The organism is Proteus faecis (genome assembly GCF_030286765.1).
Classification (GTDB): Bacteria; Pseudomonadota; Gammaproteobacteria; order Enterobacterales; family Enterobacteriaceae; genus Proteus; species Proteus faecis.
Genome location: NZ_JASVWV010000020.1, coordinates 13,780 through 29,762, shown reverse-complemented (window position 1 = coordinate 29,762; position 15,983 = coordinate 13,780). Strand labels below are relative to the sequence as shown.

Genomic DNA, 15,983 nt, shown 5'->3' with positions numbered 1-15,983 from the left:
GTGACAACATCAACATGATCGTTGAACTGATTCACCCAATCGCGATGGACGACGGTTTACGTTTCGCTATCCGTGAAGGTGGCCGTACAGTAGGTGCGGGCGTTGTTGCTAAAGTATTAGGTTAATTACTCGCGTAATTTCCTAAAAAAGGGCATCAATTGATGCCCTTTTTATGCGTTGTTTGAAAAAGAACCTATCTCATCACTAGTTTTTTGTAAATTATTGGTGAGATAGGCTCTGATACAACGAATCGAGTCCAGTATCTTGCAGATACGAATGTCATAGAGATATGACACTGTGTCAGATGCAATCATAGTTGATTTTATGGTTAGTCTGATTTGTTTTGCTCTTGCGAGGCAAGCTGGCTATTTATTTACATCATAGTGACAGGTTAATTTATGAGTGCGAATAGCGGAGCTCAAGATAGCAAACGCGGTGGTGATATCGCTAAGTGGATCATTACCGTTTTATTGCTGGCAGTAGCAGTGGGTGGCAACTATCTTTACCGTGAATTTAACCTAGCGTTGCGAGCTTTAGCTGTTGTTGCTTTGTTCGTAGCAGCAGGTGGGTTCGCGTTGTGGACAACACAAGGTAAAGCAACGTTAGCATTTGCTCGTGAAGCGCGTATTGAAATGCGTAAAGTAGTATGGCCAACACGTCAAGAAACATTGCAGACAACCCTGATTGTTGCTGCGGTGACGGCTATTGTGTCATTAGTTCTTTGGGGACTGGATGGCATTCTGGTTCGTTTTGTTTCATTTATTACTGGCCTGTGAGGTGTTCATGACTGATTCTCCAAAAAAACGCTGGTATGTCATTCAGGCATTTTCAGGCTTTGAAGGCCGTGTTGCACAGTCTTTGCGTGAACATATCAAATTAAACGAAATGGAAGACTCATTCGGCGAAGTTATGGTTCCAACCGAAGAAGTGGTTGAGATCCGTAGCGGTCAACGTCGCAAAAGTGAGCGTAAATTTTTCCCAGGCTATGTTCTTGTCCAAATGGTCATGAATGATGCGACTTGGCACTTAGTACGTAATGTACCTCGTGTTATGGGATTCATTGGTGGAACGTCAGATAGACCTGCACCAATTAGCGATAAAGAAGTTGATGCGATTATGAATCGCTTACAACAAGTTGGTGATAAACCACGTCCTAAAACACTGTTTGAACCAGGTGAAATGGTTCGTGTTAGCGATGGTCCATTTGCTGACTTTAATGGTGTTGTTGAAGAAGTCGATTACGAAAAAAGCCGCTTAAAAGTCTCTGTATCAATCTTCGGTCGTGCAACACCCGTTGAATTAGACTTTAGTCAGGTTGAAAAAGGTTAAACCTTTTTATCTTGCTTTCTTGCAAAAGGTGGAAAAGTTATCTACAATTTTCCACCTTTCGTTTTGAGTTGTTTTGTCATAAGACAGAACAAAGTAAAATCGGGGAGCCCTAGCCGGGCGATATATACCCAAATTGAGGAATTAATTAATGGCTAAGAAAGTCCAAGCCTATATCAAACTGCAAGTTTCTGCAGGTATGGCTAATCCAAGTCCACCAGTTGGTCCAGCTCTGGGTCAACAAGGTGTTAACATCATGGAATTCTGTAAAGCATTCAACGCTAAAACTGAAAGCGTAGAAAAAGGTTTACCAATTCCTGTTGTTATTACAGTTTATGCTGACCGTTCTTTCACTTTCGTTACCAAAACTCCTCCAGCAGCAGTTCTGCTGAAGAAAGCTGCGGGCGTGAAATCAGGTTCTGGCAAACCGAACAAAGAGAAAGTAGGTAAAATTACTTCTGCTCAAGTTCGTGAAATCGCAGAAACTAAAGCTGCGGACCTGACTGGTGCTGACGTTGAAGCTATGATGCGTTCAATTGCTGGTACTGCTCGTTCCATGGGCCTGGTAGTGGAGGATTAATCTGATGGCTAAACTAACCAAGCGCATGCGCAATATCCGTGAGAAAGTTGAAGTAACTAAACAGTACGAAATTACTGAAGCTGTTGCTTTACTGAAAGAACTGGCTACTGCTAAATTCGTTGAAAGTGTTGACGTTGCTGTTAACCTTGGCATTGATGCACGTAAATCAGATCAAAACGTTCGTGGTGCAACTGTACTTCCACACGGTACTGGCCGTTCAGTTCGCGTTGCTGTATTCGCACAAGGTGCAAATGCAGAAGCTGCTAAAGAAGCAGGCGCTGAATTAGTCGGTATGGACGACTTAGCTGCTAAAGTTAAAGCTGGCGAAATGGACTTTGACGTTGTTATCGCATCTCCAGATGCAATGCGCGTTGTAGGTCAATTAGGTCAAATCCTTGGCCCACGTGGCTTAATGCCAAACCCGAAAGTGGGTACTGTAACGCCTAACGTTGCTGAAGCAGTTAAAAATGCTAAAGCTGGTCAAGTTCGTTACCGTAACGACAAAAATGGTATTATCCATACCACTATCGGTAAAGTTGATTTCAACGAAGCTCAGTTGAAAGAAAACTTAGAAGCTCTGTTGGTTGCTCTGAAAAAAGCAAAACCATCAGCAGCGAAAGGCGTTTATATCAAGAAAGTAAGCCTGTCTACCACTATGGGTGCAGGTGTTGCGATTGATCAAGCTAGCTTAAGCGCGACAGTTTAATCTTAGATTAGACTAAAGTCATAAAAGACTTTACCTTGGCGTCAAATTTGTATAGAATTTGACGCCTTGAGTTTAGCTATGTTGTATTTTTTTAAGTCGACATAACTAAATTCTCTGAATTTCGGTTGGAGTCTGGCCTATCCAGACCCCGTCCAAGACCGCAGGTGTAAGTGATTACTTAATTTTCCTGCGTAGACGGTGAGAGAGCCAATAAAGAATTATATATTCTGGATTCTACTCACCGTGTTTTAGCGCTTATACCATTGTGGTTATAAGTGATGTGAGTCCCGAGTTTTTACTCGGTTAATCCAGGAGCAAGAAGCTAATGGCACTAAATCTTCAAGACAAACAAGCGATTGTTGCTGAAGTCAGCGAAGTTGCCAAAGGTGCGCTTTCTGCAGTTGTTGCGGATTCCCGTGGCGTTACTGTAGCTAAAATGACCGAACTGCGTAAAGCATGTCGTGAAGCTGGCGTTACTGTACGTGTAGTACGTAACACACTTCTGCGTCGTGCTGTTGAAGGTACTTCTTATGAAGTACTGAAAGATGCATTTGTTGGTCCAACCTTGATTGCATTTTCTGCTGAACATCCGGGCGCTGCTGCTCGTCTGTTCAAAGATTTCGCGAAAGCGAACCCAGCATTCGAGATTAAAGCGGCTGCCTTTGAAGGTGAGTTTATCCCAGGTTCGAACATCGATCGTCTGGCTACACTCCCAACTTACGATGAAGCAATCGCACGCCTGATGGCAACCATGAAAGAAGCCTCTGCAGGCAAATTGGTTCGCACTCTGGCTGCTCTGCGCGATCAGAAAGAAGCTGCTTAATAGCCAATTTCTTCGTTGCTTTATTTACGTATAAACTTTTTCTGAATTTTAGGAACACTTGTTATGTCTATTTCTAAAGACGATATCTTAAACGCAGTTGCTGAAATGTCTGTAATGGACGTTGTTGAACTGATCTCTATGATGGAAGAAAAATTCGGTGTATCTGCTGCTGCAGCTGTTGCTGTTGCTGCGGGTCCAGCAGAAGCTGCTGAAGAGAAAACTGAATTTGATGTTATCCTGAAAGCTATCGGCGGTAACAAAGTAGCAGTAATCAAAGCAGTACGTGGCGCTACCGGTCTTGGCCTGAAAGAAGCTAAAGACTTAGTAGAATCTGCACCAGCAGCTCTGAAAGAAGGCGTAAGCAAAGATGATGCTGAAGCTCTGAAGAAAGCTCTGGAAGAAGCAGGCGCTGAGGTTGAAGTTAAATAATTTAACTTCCCAGAGTGCAGCCTAACGGCTGATGGCTGGTGATTTTTTGGTCACCAGCCTTTTTGCGCTGTAAGGTAAGAGTAGCTTTTTCACACTTTTTGGCTTCCTCTTTACCTCAATATTTTTTGCTATTGACGACTTAATATACTGTGTTAGTCACTACGATCCACGTTCTCCAAAAGCTCGGTAGTGAGCTCAATGCAATGAAATGATTTAAGAGTAATAGCAATAAGTATTATGGAAAATTATATTTTCCTACCTACAAAAAATAGTGTTAGCAGAATGTCGTGTCGCCCTTAAATAACTAAGGGTAGGCAGAGTGGGTCACTTTTCAGCGAGCTGAGGAACCCTATGGTTTACTCCTATACCGAGAAAAAACGTATTCGTAAGGATTTTGGTAAACGTCCACAAGTTCTGGATGTTCCCTATCTCCTTTCTATCCAACTTGACTCGTTCCAGAAGTTCATCGAGCAAGATCCTGATGGTCAAAACGGTCTGGAAGCAGCTTTCCGTTCCGTATTTCCTATCCAAAGCTACAGTGGTAACGCTGAATTACAATATGTCAGCTACCGCTTAGGCGAGCCTGTTTTTGATGTTAAAGAATGTCAGATCCGCGGTGTAACTTACTCAGCACCTCTGCGTGTAAAACTGCGTCTGGTTATTTATGAACGTGAAGCCCCAGAAGGCACCGTTAAAGACATCAAAGAACAAGAAGTCTATATGGGTGAAATCCCATTAATGACCGATAATGGTACTTTTGTTATCAATGGTACTGAGCGTGTTATCGTTTCCCAGTTACACCGTAGTCCTGGTGTGTTCTTTGATAGTGACAAAGGTAAAACACACTCTTCAGGTAAGGTACTGTATAACGCACGTATTATCCCTTATCGTGGCTCATGGTTAGACTTCGAATTCGACCCTAAAGATAACCTTTTTGTCCGTATTGACCGTCGCCGTAAATTACCTGCGACTATCATTTTACGCGCAATGAACTACAGCACTGAAGAAATCTTAGGTTTATTCTTCGAAAAAACATTGTTTGAAATCAGCAACAACAAGCTGATGATGACATTAGTGCCTGAACGTCTGCGTGGTGAAACTGCTTCATTTGATATTGAAGCAAACGGCAAAGTGTATGTCGAAAAAGGCCGTCGTATTACCGCTCGCCATATTCGTCAATTAGAAAAAGAGCAAATTGACCGCATTGAAGTACCTGTTGAATACATTGCAGGAAAAGTGGTTGCTCGTGACTATATTGATGAAGCGACAGGTGAACTGATTTGTGCTGCTAACATGGAAATCTCTTTAGATGTGTTAGCTCGCTTAAGTCAAGCTGGTCATAAAACGATTGAAACGCTGTTTACCAATGACTTAGATCATGGTGCTTATATTTCAGAAACTGTTCGCGTCGATCCTACAAACGATCGTTTAAGCGCATTAGTTGAAATCTATCGCATGATGCGTCCTGGTGAACCACCTACACGCGAAGCAGCAGAAAACCTATTTGAGAACTTATTCTTCTCTGAAGATCGTTATGATCTGTCTGCTGTTGGTCGTATGAAGTTCAACCGTTCGTTAGGCCGTGACGAAGTTGAAGGTTCTGGCATTCTGAGCCAAGAAGATATCATTGAAGTAATGAAAAAACTGATTGATATCCGTAATGGTAAAGGTGAAGTGGATGATATCGACCACTTAGGTAACCGTCGTATTCGTTCTGTTGGCGAAATGGCTGAAAACCAATTCCGTGTTGGTCTAGTGCGTGTTGAACGTGCAGTTAAAGAACGTCTGTCATTAGGCGATCTTGATGCATTAATGCCACAAGATATGATCAACGCAAAACCGATTTCTGCTGCTGTCAAAGAATTCTTTGGTTCTAGCCAGTTATCTCAGTTTATGGATCAGAATAACCCGCTATCAGAAATTACGCATAAACGTCGTATTTCTGCATTAGGCCCAGGTGGTTTGACCCGTGAACGTGCAGGCTTCGAAGTTCGAGACGTACACCCAACTCACTATGGTCGTGTGTGCCCAATCGAAACACCTGAAGGTCCAAACATCGGTCTTATCAACTCATTATCTGTTTATGCACAGACTAACGAGTACGGTTTCCTAGAAACGCCTTACCGTGTTGTTGAAAACAACGCTGTAACAGATGAGATTCACTATCTGTCTGCAATTGAAGAAGGTAACTTCATCATTGCTCAGGCTAACTCCGTATTAGACGATGATAATCACTTCGTTGAAGAATTAGTTACTTGCCGTCATAAAGGTGAGTCAAGCTTATTTAGTCGTGACCAAGTTCAGTACATGGACGTTTCAACCCAACAGGTTGTTTCTGTCGGTGCTTCACTGATCCCATTCCTTGAACACGATGACGCCAACCGTGCATTGATGGGTGCGAACATGCAACGTCAGGCTGTTCCTACTCTTCGTGGTGATAAACCACTAGTAGGTACAGGTATGGAACGTGCGGTAGCAGTTGACTCCGGTGTTACTGCAGTTGCTAAACGTGGTGGTGTTGTTCAGTATGTTGATGCTTCTCGTATCGTTATCAAAGTTAACGAAGATGAGACTTATGCTGGTGAAGCAGGCATCGATATCTATAGCTTGACTAAATACACGCGTTCTAACCAGAACACATGTATTAACCAAACTCCTTGCGTATCTTTAGGTGAACCTGTTGATCGTGGTGACGTGTTAGCCGATGGTCCTTCAACAGACCTTGGTGAGTTAGCATTAGGTCAAAACATGCGCGTGGCATTTATGCCATGGAATGGTTATAACTACGAGGACTCCATCCTTGTATCTGAGCGTGTTGTTCAAGAAGATCGTTTCACTACTATCCATATTCAAGAACTCGCTTGTGTCTCTCGTGATACTAAGTTAGGGCCTGAAGAGATCACTGCTGATATCCCGAACGTCGGTGAAGCAGCATTATCTAAACTGGATGAATCAGGTATCGTTTATATCGGTGCGGAAGTGAAAGGCGGCGACATTCTGGTTGGTAAAGTAACACCTAAAGGTGAAACTCAACTGACTCCAGAAGAGAAACTGTTGCGTGCTATCTTCGGTGAGAAAGCGTCTGATGTTAAAGATTCTTCTCTACGTGTTCCTAATGGTGTGTCTGGTACAGTTATCGATGTACAAGTATTCACTCGTGATGGCGTAGAAAAAGATAAACGTGCATTAGAAATCGAAGAATCACAGTTACGTGAAGTTAAGAAAGACTTAACTGAAGAACTGCGTATTTTTGAAGCAGGCTTATTCGCTCGTATCCGTGGTGTTCTGATTGCTGGCGGTATTGAAGCTGAGAAATTAGATAAATTACCTCGCGAACGTTGGTTAGAACTGGGTATTGCTGATGAAGAGAAGCAAAACCAGTTAGAACAATTAGCAGAACAGTATGATGAACTGAAAGCTGAGTTCGCGAAGAAACTGGAAGCTAAACGTCGTAAAATCACTCAAGGTGATGATTTAGCACCAGGAGTGCTGAAAATCGTTAAGGTTTACCTGGCTGTTAAACGTCAGATCCAACCTGGTGATAAGATGGCGGGTCGTCATGGTAATAAGGGTGTTATCTCTAAGATTAACCCAATTGAAGACATGCCATACGATGAAAACGGTAATCCAGTAGACCTCGTACTGAACCCACTGGGTGTTCCATCACGTATGAACATCGGTCAGATCCTTGAAACTCACTTGGGTATGGCTGCTAAAGGTATCGGTGATAAGATCAATGCGATGCTAAAACAGCAACAAGAAGTTGCTAAATTACGTGAATTTATCCAGAAAGCTTACGATCTGGGTATGGCACCTCGTCAGAAAGTTGATCTGGACACCTTCAGCGATGAAGAAGTATTGCGTCTGGCTGAAAACCTGAAAAAAGGTATGCCAACCGCAACACCGGTGTTCGATGGTGCAGAAGAAATGGAAATTAAAGAGATGCTGAAATTAGCTGATCTTCCAACTTCTGGTCAGATTACACTTTTCGATGGTCGTACAGGTGAACAATTTGAGCGTCCAGTAACTGTTGGTTACATGTACATGCTGAAACTGAACCACTTAGTTGATGACAAGATGCACGCCCGTTCTACCGGTTCGTACAGCTTGGTTACTCAGCAACCTCTTGGTGGTAAAGCACAGTTTGGTGGACAGCGTTTCGGGGAGATGGAAGTGTGGGCACTGGAAGCATACGGTGCAGCTTATACTCTTCAAGAAATGCTTACTGTTAAGTCAGATGACGTTAACGGTCGTACCAAAATGTACAAAAACATCGTTGATGGTAACCATCAGATGGAACCAGGTATGCCAGAGTCGTTCAACGTATTGTTGAAAGAGATCCGTTCACTGGGTATCAACATCGAATTGGAAGACGAATAACGGATTCCATATAGACAGACTGCTAGAAATGGCAGTCTGTCAAACAGTGACTACACTGGTTTAAAGGGGTGAATGACAGGGGTCATTTGCCTGGCAGGTCTAACTCCGACAGGAGCCATTTCGTGAAAGACTTATTAAAGTTTCTGAAAGCGCAAACCAAGACCGAAGAGTTTGATGCGATCAAAATTGCTCTGGCATCACCTGATATGATCCGTTCATGGTCATTTGGTGAAGTTAAAAAGCCAGAAACAATTAACTACCGTACGTTCAAACCAGAACGTGACGGTCTTTTCTGTGCCCGTATTTTCGGACCAGTAAAAGATTACGAATGTTTGTGTGGTAAATACAAACGTTTAAAACACCGTGGTGTTATCTGTGAGAAGTGTGGCGTTGAAGTTACACAAACTAAAGTTCGTCGTGAACGTATGGGTCACATCGAATTAGCTTCTCCAGTTGCTCACATTTGGTTCTTAAAATCACTGCCGTCCCGTATCGGTCTGCTGTTGGATATGCCACTGCGCGATATTGAACGTGTACTGTATTTCGAATCTTATGTTGTTGTTGAAGGCGGGATGACCAGCCTTGAGCGCGGACAAATCTTAACAGAAGAGCAATATCTTGATGCATTAGAAGAGTTCGGTGACGAATTCGATGCGAAGATGGGTGCAGAAGCTGTTCAGAACCTGTTACAGAGCATGGATCTGGAACAAGAGTGTGAAACGCTGCGTGAAGAGTTAAATGAAACTAACTCTGAAACTAAACGTAAAAAACTGACTAAACGTATCAAGTTACTTGAAGCATTCATGCAATCAGGCAATAAACCTGAGTGGATGATCTTAACTGTACTGCCTGTGTTACCACCAGACTTACGTCCATTGGTTCCACTTGATGGTGGTCGTTTTGCGACTTCAGACCTGAACGATTTATATCGTCGTGTGATCAACCGTAACAACCGTTTAAAACGCCTGCTTGATTTAGCAGCGCCAGACATTATCGTACGTAACGAAAAACGTATGTTACAAGAGTCTGTGGATGCGTTATTAGATAACGGTCGTCGTGGTCGTGCGATTACAGGTTCTAACAAACGTCCTCTGAAATCTTTGGCTGATATGATCAAAGGTAAACAAGGTCGTTTCCGTCAAAACCTGTTAGGTAAACGTGTTGACTATTCTGGTCGTTCTGTAATCACCGTTGGTCCATACCTGCGTCTGCATCAGTGTGGTCTACCGAAGAAAATGGCTCTTGAGTTATTCAAACCATTTATTTACGGAAAACTGGAAACCCGTGGTTTAGCGACAACAATCAAAGCCGCTAAAAAAATGGTTGAGCGTGAAGAAGCGGTTGTTTGGGATATCTTAGATGAAGTTATCCGCGAACACCCAGTGATGCTAAACCGTGCACCAACACTTCACCGTTTAGGTATTCAGGCATTTGAACCAATCCTTATCGAAGGTAAAGCTATTCAGTTACACCCACTCGTTTGTGCGGCATATAACGCCGACTTCGATGGTGACCAAATGGCGGTTCACGTACCATTGACATTAGAAGCACAGTTAGAAGCTCGTGCACTGATGATGTCAACAAATAACATTCTGTCTCCAGCAAGTGGTGACCCAATCATCGTTCCTTCACAGGACGTTGTATTAGGTCTTTACTACATGACTCGTGACTGCATCAATGCCAAAGGTGAAGGCATGGTGTTAAGTGGTCCTAAAGAAGCTGAACGCGTTTATCGCGCAGGTTTAGCCTCTTTACACGCACGAGTTAAAGTACGTATCACTGAAGAGATCAAAGATGGCGAAGGTAACATCACCACTGAAACTAGCTTAAAAGATACAACTATCGGCCGAGCTATTTTATGGATGATCGTACCAAAAGGCCTACCTTACGCGCTGGTTAACCAACCACTAGGTAAAAAAGCAATTTCTAAAATGCTCAATACCTGTTATCGCGTAATGGGCTTGAAGCCAACAGTTATTTTTGCTGACCAAATCATGTATACCGGTTTTGCTTACGCAGCACGTTCAGGTGCTTCAGTAGGTATCGATGACATGGTTATCCCGGCTAAAAAAGCAGAGATCATTGCGGAAGCAGAAGCAGAAGTTGCAGAAATTCAGGAACAGTTCCAATCCGGTCTGGTAACAGCGGGCGAACGTTACAACAAAGTTATCGATATTTGGGCCGCGGCGAATGAGCGCGTAGCAAAAGCGATGATGGAAAACCTGTCTACTGAAACCGTTATTAACCGTAATGGTGAAGAAGAGCAACAAGTATCTTTCAACAGCATCTTTATGATGGCTGACTCCGGTGCTCGTGGTTCTGCAGCTCAGATCCGTCAGTTAGCCGGTATGCGTGGTCTGATGGCTAAGCCAGATGGCTCAATCATCGAAACACCAATCACAGCGAACTTCCGTGAAGGTCTGAACGTACTCCAGTACTTCATCTCAACCCACGGTGCTCGTAAAGGTCTTGCGGATACCGCACTGAAAACAGCAAACTCCGGTTACTTGACTCGTCGATTAGTTGACGTTGCACAAGACTTAGTCGTAACAGAAGACGACTGTGGTACAACCGAAGGTGTTATGATGACTCCAGTCATCGAAGGTGGTGATGTTAAAGAACCACTGCGTGAACGTGTATTAGGTCGTGTGGCTGCAGAAGATATTCTGAAACCAGGTACTGCCGATATTCTTGTTCCACGTAACACCCTGTTAAACGAAAAACTGTGTGATGTGTTAGAAGAAAACTCTGTTGACAGTGTGAAAGTACGTTCAGTTGTAACCTGTAACACAGACTTCGGTGTGTGTGCGAAATGTTATGGTCGTGACCTAGCTCGTGGTCATATCATCAACAAAGGTGAAGCTATCGGTGTTATCGCAGCACAGTCAATCGGTGAACCAGGCACACAGTTAACGATGCGTACATTCCACATCGGTGGTGCGGCATCTCGTGCGGCAGCAGAGTCTAGCATTCAAGTACGTAATAAAGGTACTCTGAAGCTGTTCAATGCGAAGTTCATTACTAATACTGCTGGTAAATTAGTTATCACTTCTCGTAACACAGAATTACGTTTAATTGACGAATTCGGTCGTACGAAAGAGAGCTACAAAGTACCTTACGGTGCTCAATTAGCAAAAGGTGATGGCGAAGCGGTTAACGGTGGCGAAACTGTAGCTAACTGGGATCCACATACAATGCCAGTTGTGAGTGAAGTATCTGGTATCATCCGTTTTGCAGATATGGTTGATGGTCAAACTATCACACGTCAAACAGATGAATTAACAGGTCTTTCTTCACTGGTTGTTCTGGATTCAGCAGAGCGTACAGGTAGCGGTAAAGATTTACGTCCAGCATTGCGTATCACTGATGCACAAGGTAATGACGTATTAATCCCGAATACTGATATGCCAGCGCAGTACTTCCTGCCAGGTAAAGCGATTGTTCAGTTAGACGATGGTATTACCATTAACGCAGGTGACACTTTAGCGCGTATTCCACAAGAATCTGGCGGTACTAAAGATATCACCGGTGGTCTGCCACGTGTTGCTGACCTGTTTGAAGCTCGTCGTCCGAAAGAGCCGGCAATCCTTGCTGAAATCAGCGGTATTGTTTCGTTCGGTAAAGAGACTAAAGGTAAACGTCGTCTAGTTATTTCTCCATTAGACGGTAGCGATGCATACGAAGAGATGATCCCTAAATGGCGTCAGCTTAACGTATTCGAGGGTGAGGTTGTGGAACGCGGTGATGTTATCTCCGATGGTCCAGAATCACCACACGACATTCTGCGCTTACGTGGTGTTCATGCGGTTACTCGCTATATTACTAACGAAGTACAGGAAGTTTACCGTTTACAAGGCGTTAAGATTAACGATAAACACATCGAAGTTATCGTTCGTCAGATGCTACGTAAAGTTACCATTGAGAACGCAGGAAGTTCTGAGTTCCTCGAAGGTGAACAGGTTGAATACGCTCGTGTTAAAGTGTCAAACCGTATTCTGGAAGAAGAAGGCAAAGTACCAGCAACGTATGCTCGTGATCTGTTAGGTATTACGAAAGCATCTCTGGCAACGGAATCTTTCATCTCTGCTGCATCGTTCCAAGAAACAACTCGTGTTCTAACGGAAGCTGCGGTAGCAGGTAAACGTGATGAATTACGCGGCTTGAAAGAAAACGTTATTGTTGGTCGCTTGATCCCAGCAGGTACGGGATATGCGTATCACCAAGATCGTATGAAGCGTCGTCAATCACAATTGCCGACAGATGAAACTGAAACAACAATCAGTGCTGATGAAGCATCTGCTAACTTAGCAGAGTTACTGAATGCTGGTTTTGGTGGATTAAAAGACTAAAATCTAATTTAGATTAGATTGAAATGCCCTCCATTGTGAGGGCATTTTTTGTTTTTGTTCTACATTAGTAGGCGAAATGATGAGAATAATAGCTAATATTTTGATTATTCTATGTTTTATCTTTACTGGATTTGTCTCTGCAGTACCTTATGAAAGAGGTATTCCAACAGAAGCTCAATGGGACTTAACAACACCAATCACAACATTGATGCAACTTCGTCAACAAAAAACGCTATATGCGTTTGTGGGAGATAAATTGCGACCCGTTGCCGAGCTTTGTCCTAACCAAGGTTTTTATGTATCGGTGGCAGAGGGTAATTATCACAAGATACAATTTGGGAATGCTCAAGGTTATCTTGAGGCTGGTTATCTAGAAGATGGCTATTTTGAAGATATTGCCTCAATGAAACCTGATAAAAAAATACATTTCTTACCAGATAACACGAAGAAAACAGATTATCCTATTTATGAATATTTAATTACGACAAAAAATACCCCTATCTATAGTGATAAAGATATTGCTAGCCCACAAATAGCGACTCTCTTATCCAATTTACGTTATCCCGTACTCTCTCGCACAATAAAAGAAGAGGCTAATGGAAGTAAGATCAATTGGTTTGAAATATCTTTAGGTGACCGCTTAGGTTATATTTCATCAAGGGATGTAAAGCCTGATTTAGGAATACCAGTACTTACTTATCACCATATTCTCAAAGCAACGGAAAACCATAATTTTCGCCATACATCAACAACTACATCATTAACTGCATTTACAGAGCAGATGAATTATTTAAAAAAAGCTGGATATGAAACGCTTTCACTAAATCAAGTTGCAGGCTATTTAAATAAGAGTGTTAATTTACCAGGAAGAGCTGTTGCATTAACATTTGATGATGGTTTGCAATCCGTTTACCGCTATGCTTATCCTCTTTTAAAAGAAAATGGCCAACGCGCAACACTATTTGTTATCTCATCACGAATAAAATCAAAAATACCTAAGTGGGCACCTAATTCATTACAATTTATGAGTTGGCAATCACTTAAATCGAGTCGTGATGTTTTTGATATTCAATCACATTCCCATTTTTTACATCGTTTAGATAATAATAAAAAACCTATTATCTTTAGTCGTCAGTCCCACACAATTATATTGGATTTACAACGTTCACAACGTGTATTGAGCTTATTAAATCCACATCAATATGCCTTTGCATATCCTTTCGGTGGATATAATCAAAGGGCAATTAATGCAGTCAAGGCCTCAGGTGTGACATTGGCGGTGACAACTCAGCAAGGAAAAGTACGTTTAGGTGACTCACCTTATGCCTTAAAACGGTTATATGCATTAAGTACCGATCCTATTGAAAAGTTTGCCAGAATGGTGGGTAATGACGAATATGAAGTGGTGAACAAAAATATCGTTGTTGATAAATAATTAAAAATAAAATTTATAATCTTAAAAAATACCTTTGATATTTATCGAGGGTATTTTTTATATTGTCATTACAAACTCATTTTAAATTAATAAATAACTTATATTTTTCAGATGATTATGATAATTTTTTAGTAAGGTAAATAGATTTTTTTCTGTAAGCTGGCAGTCCAAATTCGACATGGAGTCAGCTATGAATAAGCCCATATCAATTTCTTCTCATGATTCTGCATTCAAACGTTTTATGATGAATGTCAGTAATGCCAAAGACTTTTTCTTTATCCACTTGTCTGAAGAGTTAAAAAACCAGTGTGATTTTTCGACTTTGCAATTACAGAATTCTTCTTTTATTGATATAAAATTACGTTCTCGTATGTCTGATATTTTATATTTGGTGAAAACCAAAGAGGGTGATGTTCCCATTTATTTACTTATAGAACATCAATCTAGACCTGATCAAATGATAGCTTGGCGTATGATGCACTATGCATTTTGCACCATGAATCAGCATTTACAGCAAGGTTATAAGTCTTTGCCTCTCGTTGTTCCAATCTTGTTTTATCATGGAAAGAAGAAACCTTATCCTTTTCCTGTTAATTGGATGGAATGTTTTCCACTTTCTTCACTTGCTAATCATCTTTATTCTAATGACTTCTCTTTAATTGATTTGACCTCAATTGATGATGATATTTTACTAACACATAAAAAAGCAGCGGTAATGGAAATTGCAATGAAGCATGTTAATAGCTGTGATGATCTTCATAAGATTGCAATTCTGTTATCAAAAGCAATAAATCAGAAAAACTGCAGTGATGAAGACACTGTTGCTGTTGTACAATATTTATTCTCAATCATGGATGCATCAGATTTTGAATTTATTATAAATAAGATAGCTGAACGAGTAGATAACCACAGAGAGACAATTATGAATATAGCGTGGAGATTAGAAAATAAAGGATTTGAAATAGGAAAAAATGAAGGTATTGAATTAGGCAAAATGGCAGGTATTGAATTAGGAAGAAAATCAGTACAATTAGAACTAGCACAAAAATTATTAAAAGAGAACTTTGATCTTCCATTTATCGAACGAATGACGGGTTTAAGTGTACACGAAATTAAATTATTAGTGATAGTATAGTAAAGATAATTAATAAAATATCAATAATTTATTAGAGTAACTTTTTATTTTATCTCTTAACGCGTTTATTATAAATAGAATACTCCTTTCTATTATTTAAGAGGAGTATTCATATTTTATGTTCTTGTTTATCTTTACCCGGCATAAATGAAAAAACACCCGCTTCACCGTTTTACGTGCTTCTATAACACGTGTTGGTACTAGTTTTTCTGTTTTAATAAGATCAATTTGTTTTGCACCATTTATACTTATCTCGACAAAAATAGCCGTTGTTTTAATTGTCCCTGTTCGTTTAGCAATATCATTTAATATATTTCGTTCAGGAATATTCAGTATTTATGCTTCGGGGGTGAGTCTGGCGTTAATATCGACAGGGCGATAAATAGTATTAGGGTAAAAATCACTTCCTTTACCTGCTGATTTCGAATAGAGCACATTGTTGAACATATATTTTTTGCTCTTTCAAAATCGCCAGATCGATAAGCTTCCATCATCTCTTTTCCATATTTATTTTCAGTTAAGAAAGGGCAATCCATTTTTGCACATATAGGACAAACATTTCTTTTAAAAAGATCTTAATACTCATAATTCGGTCGTTTTTTTCACCTATAAAATTATCTTTATTTAATCATAAAGATGTTTAAATACAGTTTAAATCACTGTAATTAACTATCGAATTTGAGTGAAACCTAATAATAAATAGATATGTTTTATTTTTGTTTGATTGGAATTAAATTATTAAATTTTTATCTAAAATATAATAAAAACCGCCTTTGTTATTGTAATTAAATAAACTAAAGGCGGTTTTATATTATTTAAA

The 15,983-nt window shown here is 40.9% G+C and carries 11 protein-coding genes; all 11 read left to right on the top strand.

The features are described 5' to 3' along the window. Nucleotides 1-125: EF-Tu C-terminal domain-related protein (locus QSH13_RS17040; protein WP_455906655.1), on the top strand; the 125-nt coding region annotated here is incomplete at its 5' end. A gap of 273 nt (nt 126-398) precedes the next feature. After that, nucleotides 399-776: a preprotein translocase subunit SecE gene (gene secE, locus QSH13_RS17035; RefSeq protein ID WP_006534701.1), complete on the top strand. Its 378-nt coding sequence runs from the start codon at nt 399-401 to the stop codon at nt 774-776. A 7-nt stretch (nt 777-783) separates the two neighbouring features. After that, nucleotides 784-1,329 carry a transcription termination/antitermination protein NusG gene (gene nusG, locus QSH13_RS17030; RefSeq protein WP_004246900.1) on the top strand — a complete coding sequence of 182 codons (546 nt, stop codon included), beginning with the start codon at nt 784-786 and terminating at the stop codon, nt 1,327-1,329. 148 nt (nt 1,330-1,477) lie between these two features. Further along, nucleotides 1,478-1,906, top strand: coding sequence for a 50S ribosomal protein L11 (gene rplK, locus QSH13_RS17025; RefSeq protein ID WP_006534703.1), 429 nt, complete (start codon nt 1,478-1,480; stop codon nt 1,904-1,906). A gap of 4 nt (nt 1,907-1,910) precedes the next feature. Next, nucleotides 1,911-2,612, top strand: coding sequence for a 50S ribosomal protein L1 (gene rplA, locus QSH13_RS17020; protein ID WP_072064767.1), 702 nt, complete (start codon nt 1,911-1,913; stop codon nt 2,610-2,612). A gap of 325 nt (nt 2,613-2,937) precedes the next feature. Beyond that, on the top strand, nt 2,938-3,435 hold the full coding sequence (rplJ, locus tag QSH13_RS17015) for a 50S ribosomal protein L10 (RefSeq protein WP_006534706.1): 498 nt from the start codon (nt 2,938-2,940) through the stop codon (nt 3,433-3,435). A gap of 63 nt (nt 3,436-3,498) precedes the next feature. After that, nucleotides 3,499-3,864, top strand: a complete 366-nt coding sequence (rplL, locus tag QSH13_RS17010; RefSeq protein ID WP_023583093.1) for a 50S ribosomal protein L7/L12 — start codon at nt 3,499-3,501, stop codon at nt 3,862-3,864. A 351-nt stretch (nt 3,865-4,215) separates the two neighbouring features. Then, entirely contained in the window at nt 4,216-8,244 is a 4,029-nt protein-coding gene (gene rpoB / locus QSH13_RS17005) for a DNA-directed RNA polymerase subunit beta (RefSeq protein ID WP_109396534.1), read from the top strand. A 122-nt stretch (nt 8,245-8,366) separates the two neighbouring features. Continuing rightward, nucleotides 8,367-12,593: a DNA-directed RNA polymerase subunit beta' gene (gene rpoC / locus QSH13_RS17000; RefSeq protein WP_109396532.1), complete on the top strand. Its 4,227-nt coding sequence runs from the start codon at nt 8,367-8,369 to the stop codon at nt 12,591-12,593. Between the two features lie 79 nt (nt 12,594-12,672). Further along, a complete protein-coding gene (locus tag QSH13_RS16995; RefSeq protein WP_286039397.1) occupies nt 12,673-14,028 on the top strand; it encodes a polysaccharide deacetylase family protein in 1,356 nt (451 codons plus the stop codon). A 190-nt stretch (nt 14,029-14,218) separates the two neighbouring features. Then, nucleotides 14,219-15,163 (top strand): Rpn family recombination-promoting nuclease/putative transposase, encoded by a 945-nt coding sequence (locus tag QSH13_RS16990; RefSeq protein ID WP_286039396.1) that lies wholly within the window; start codon nt 14,219-14,221, stop codon nt 15,161-15,163. Nucleotides 15,164-15,983 lie beyond the last annotated feature (820 nt).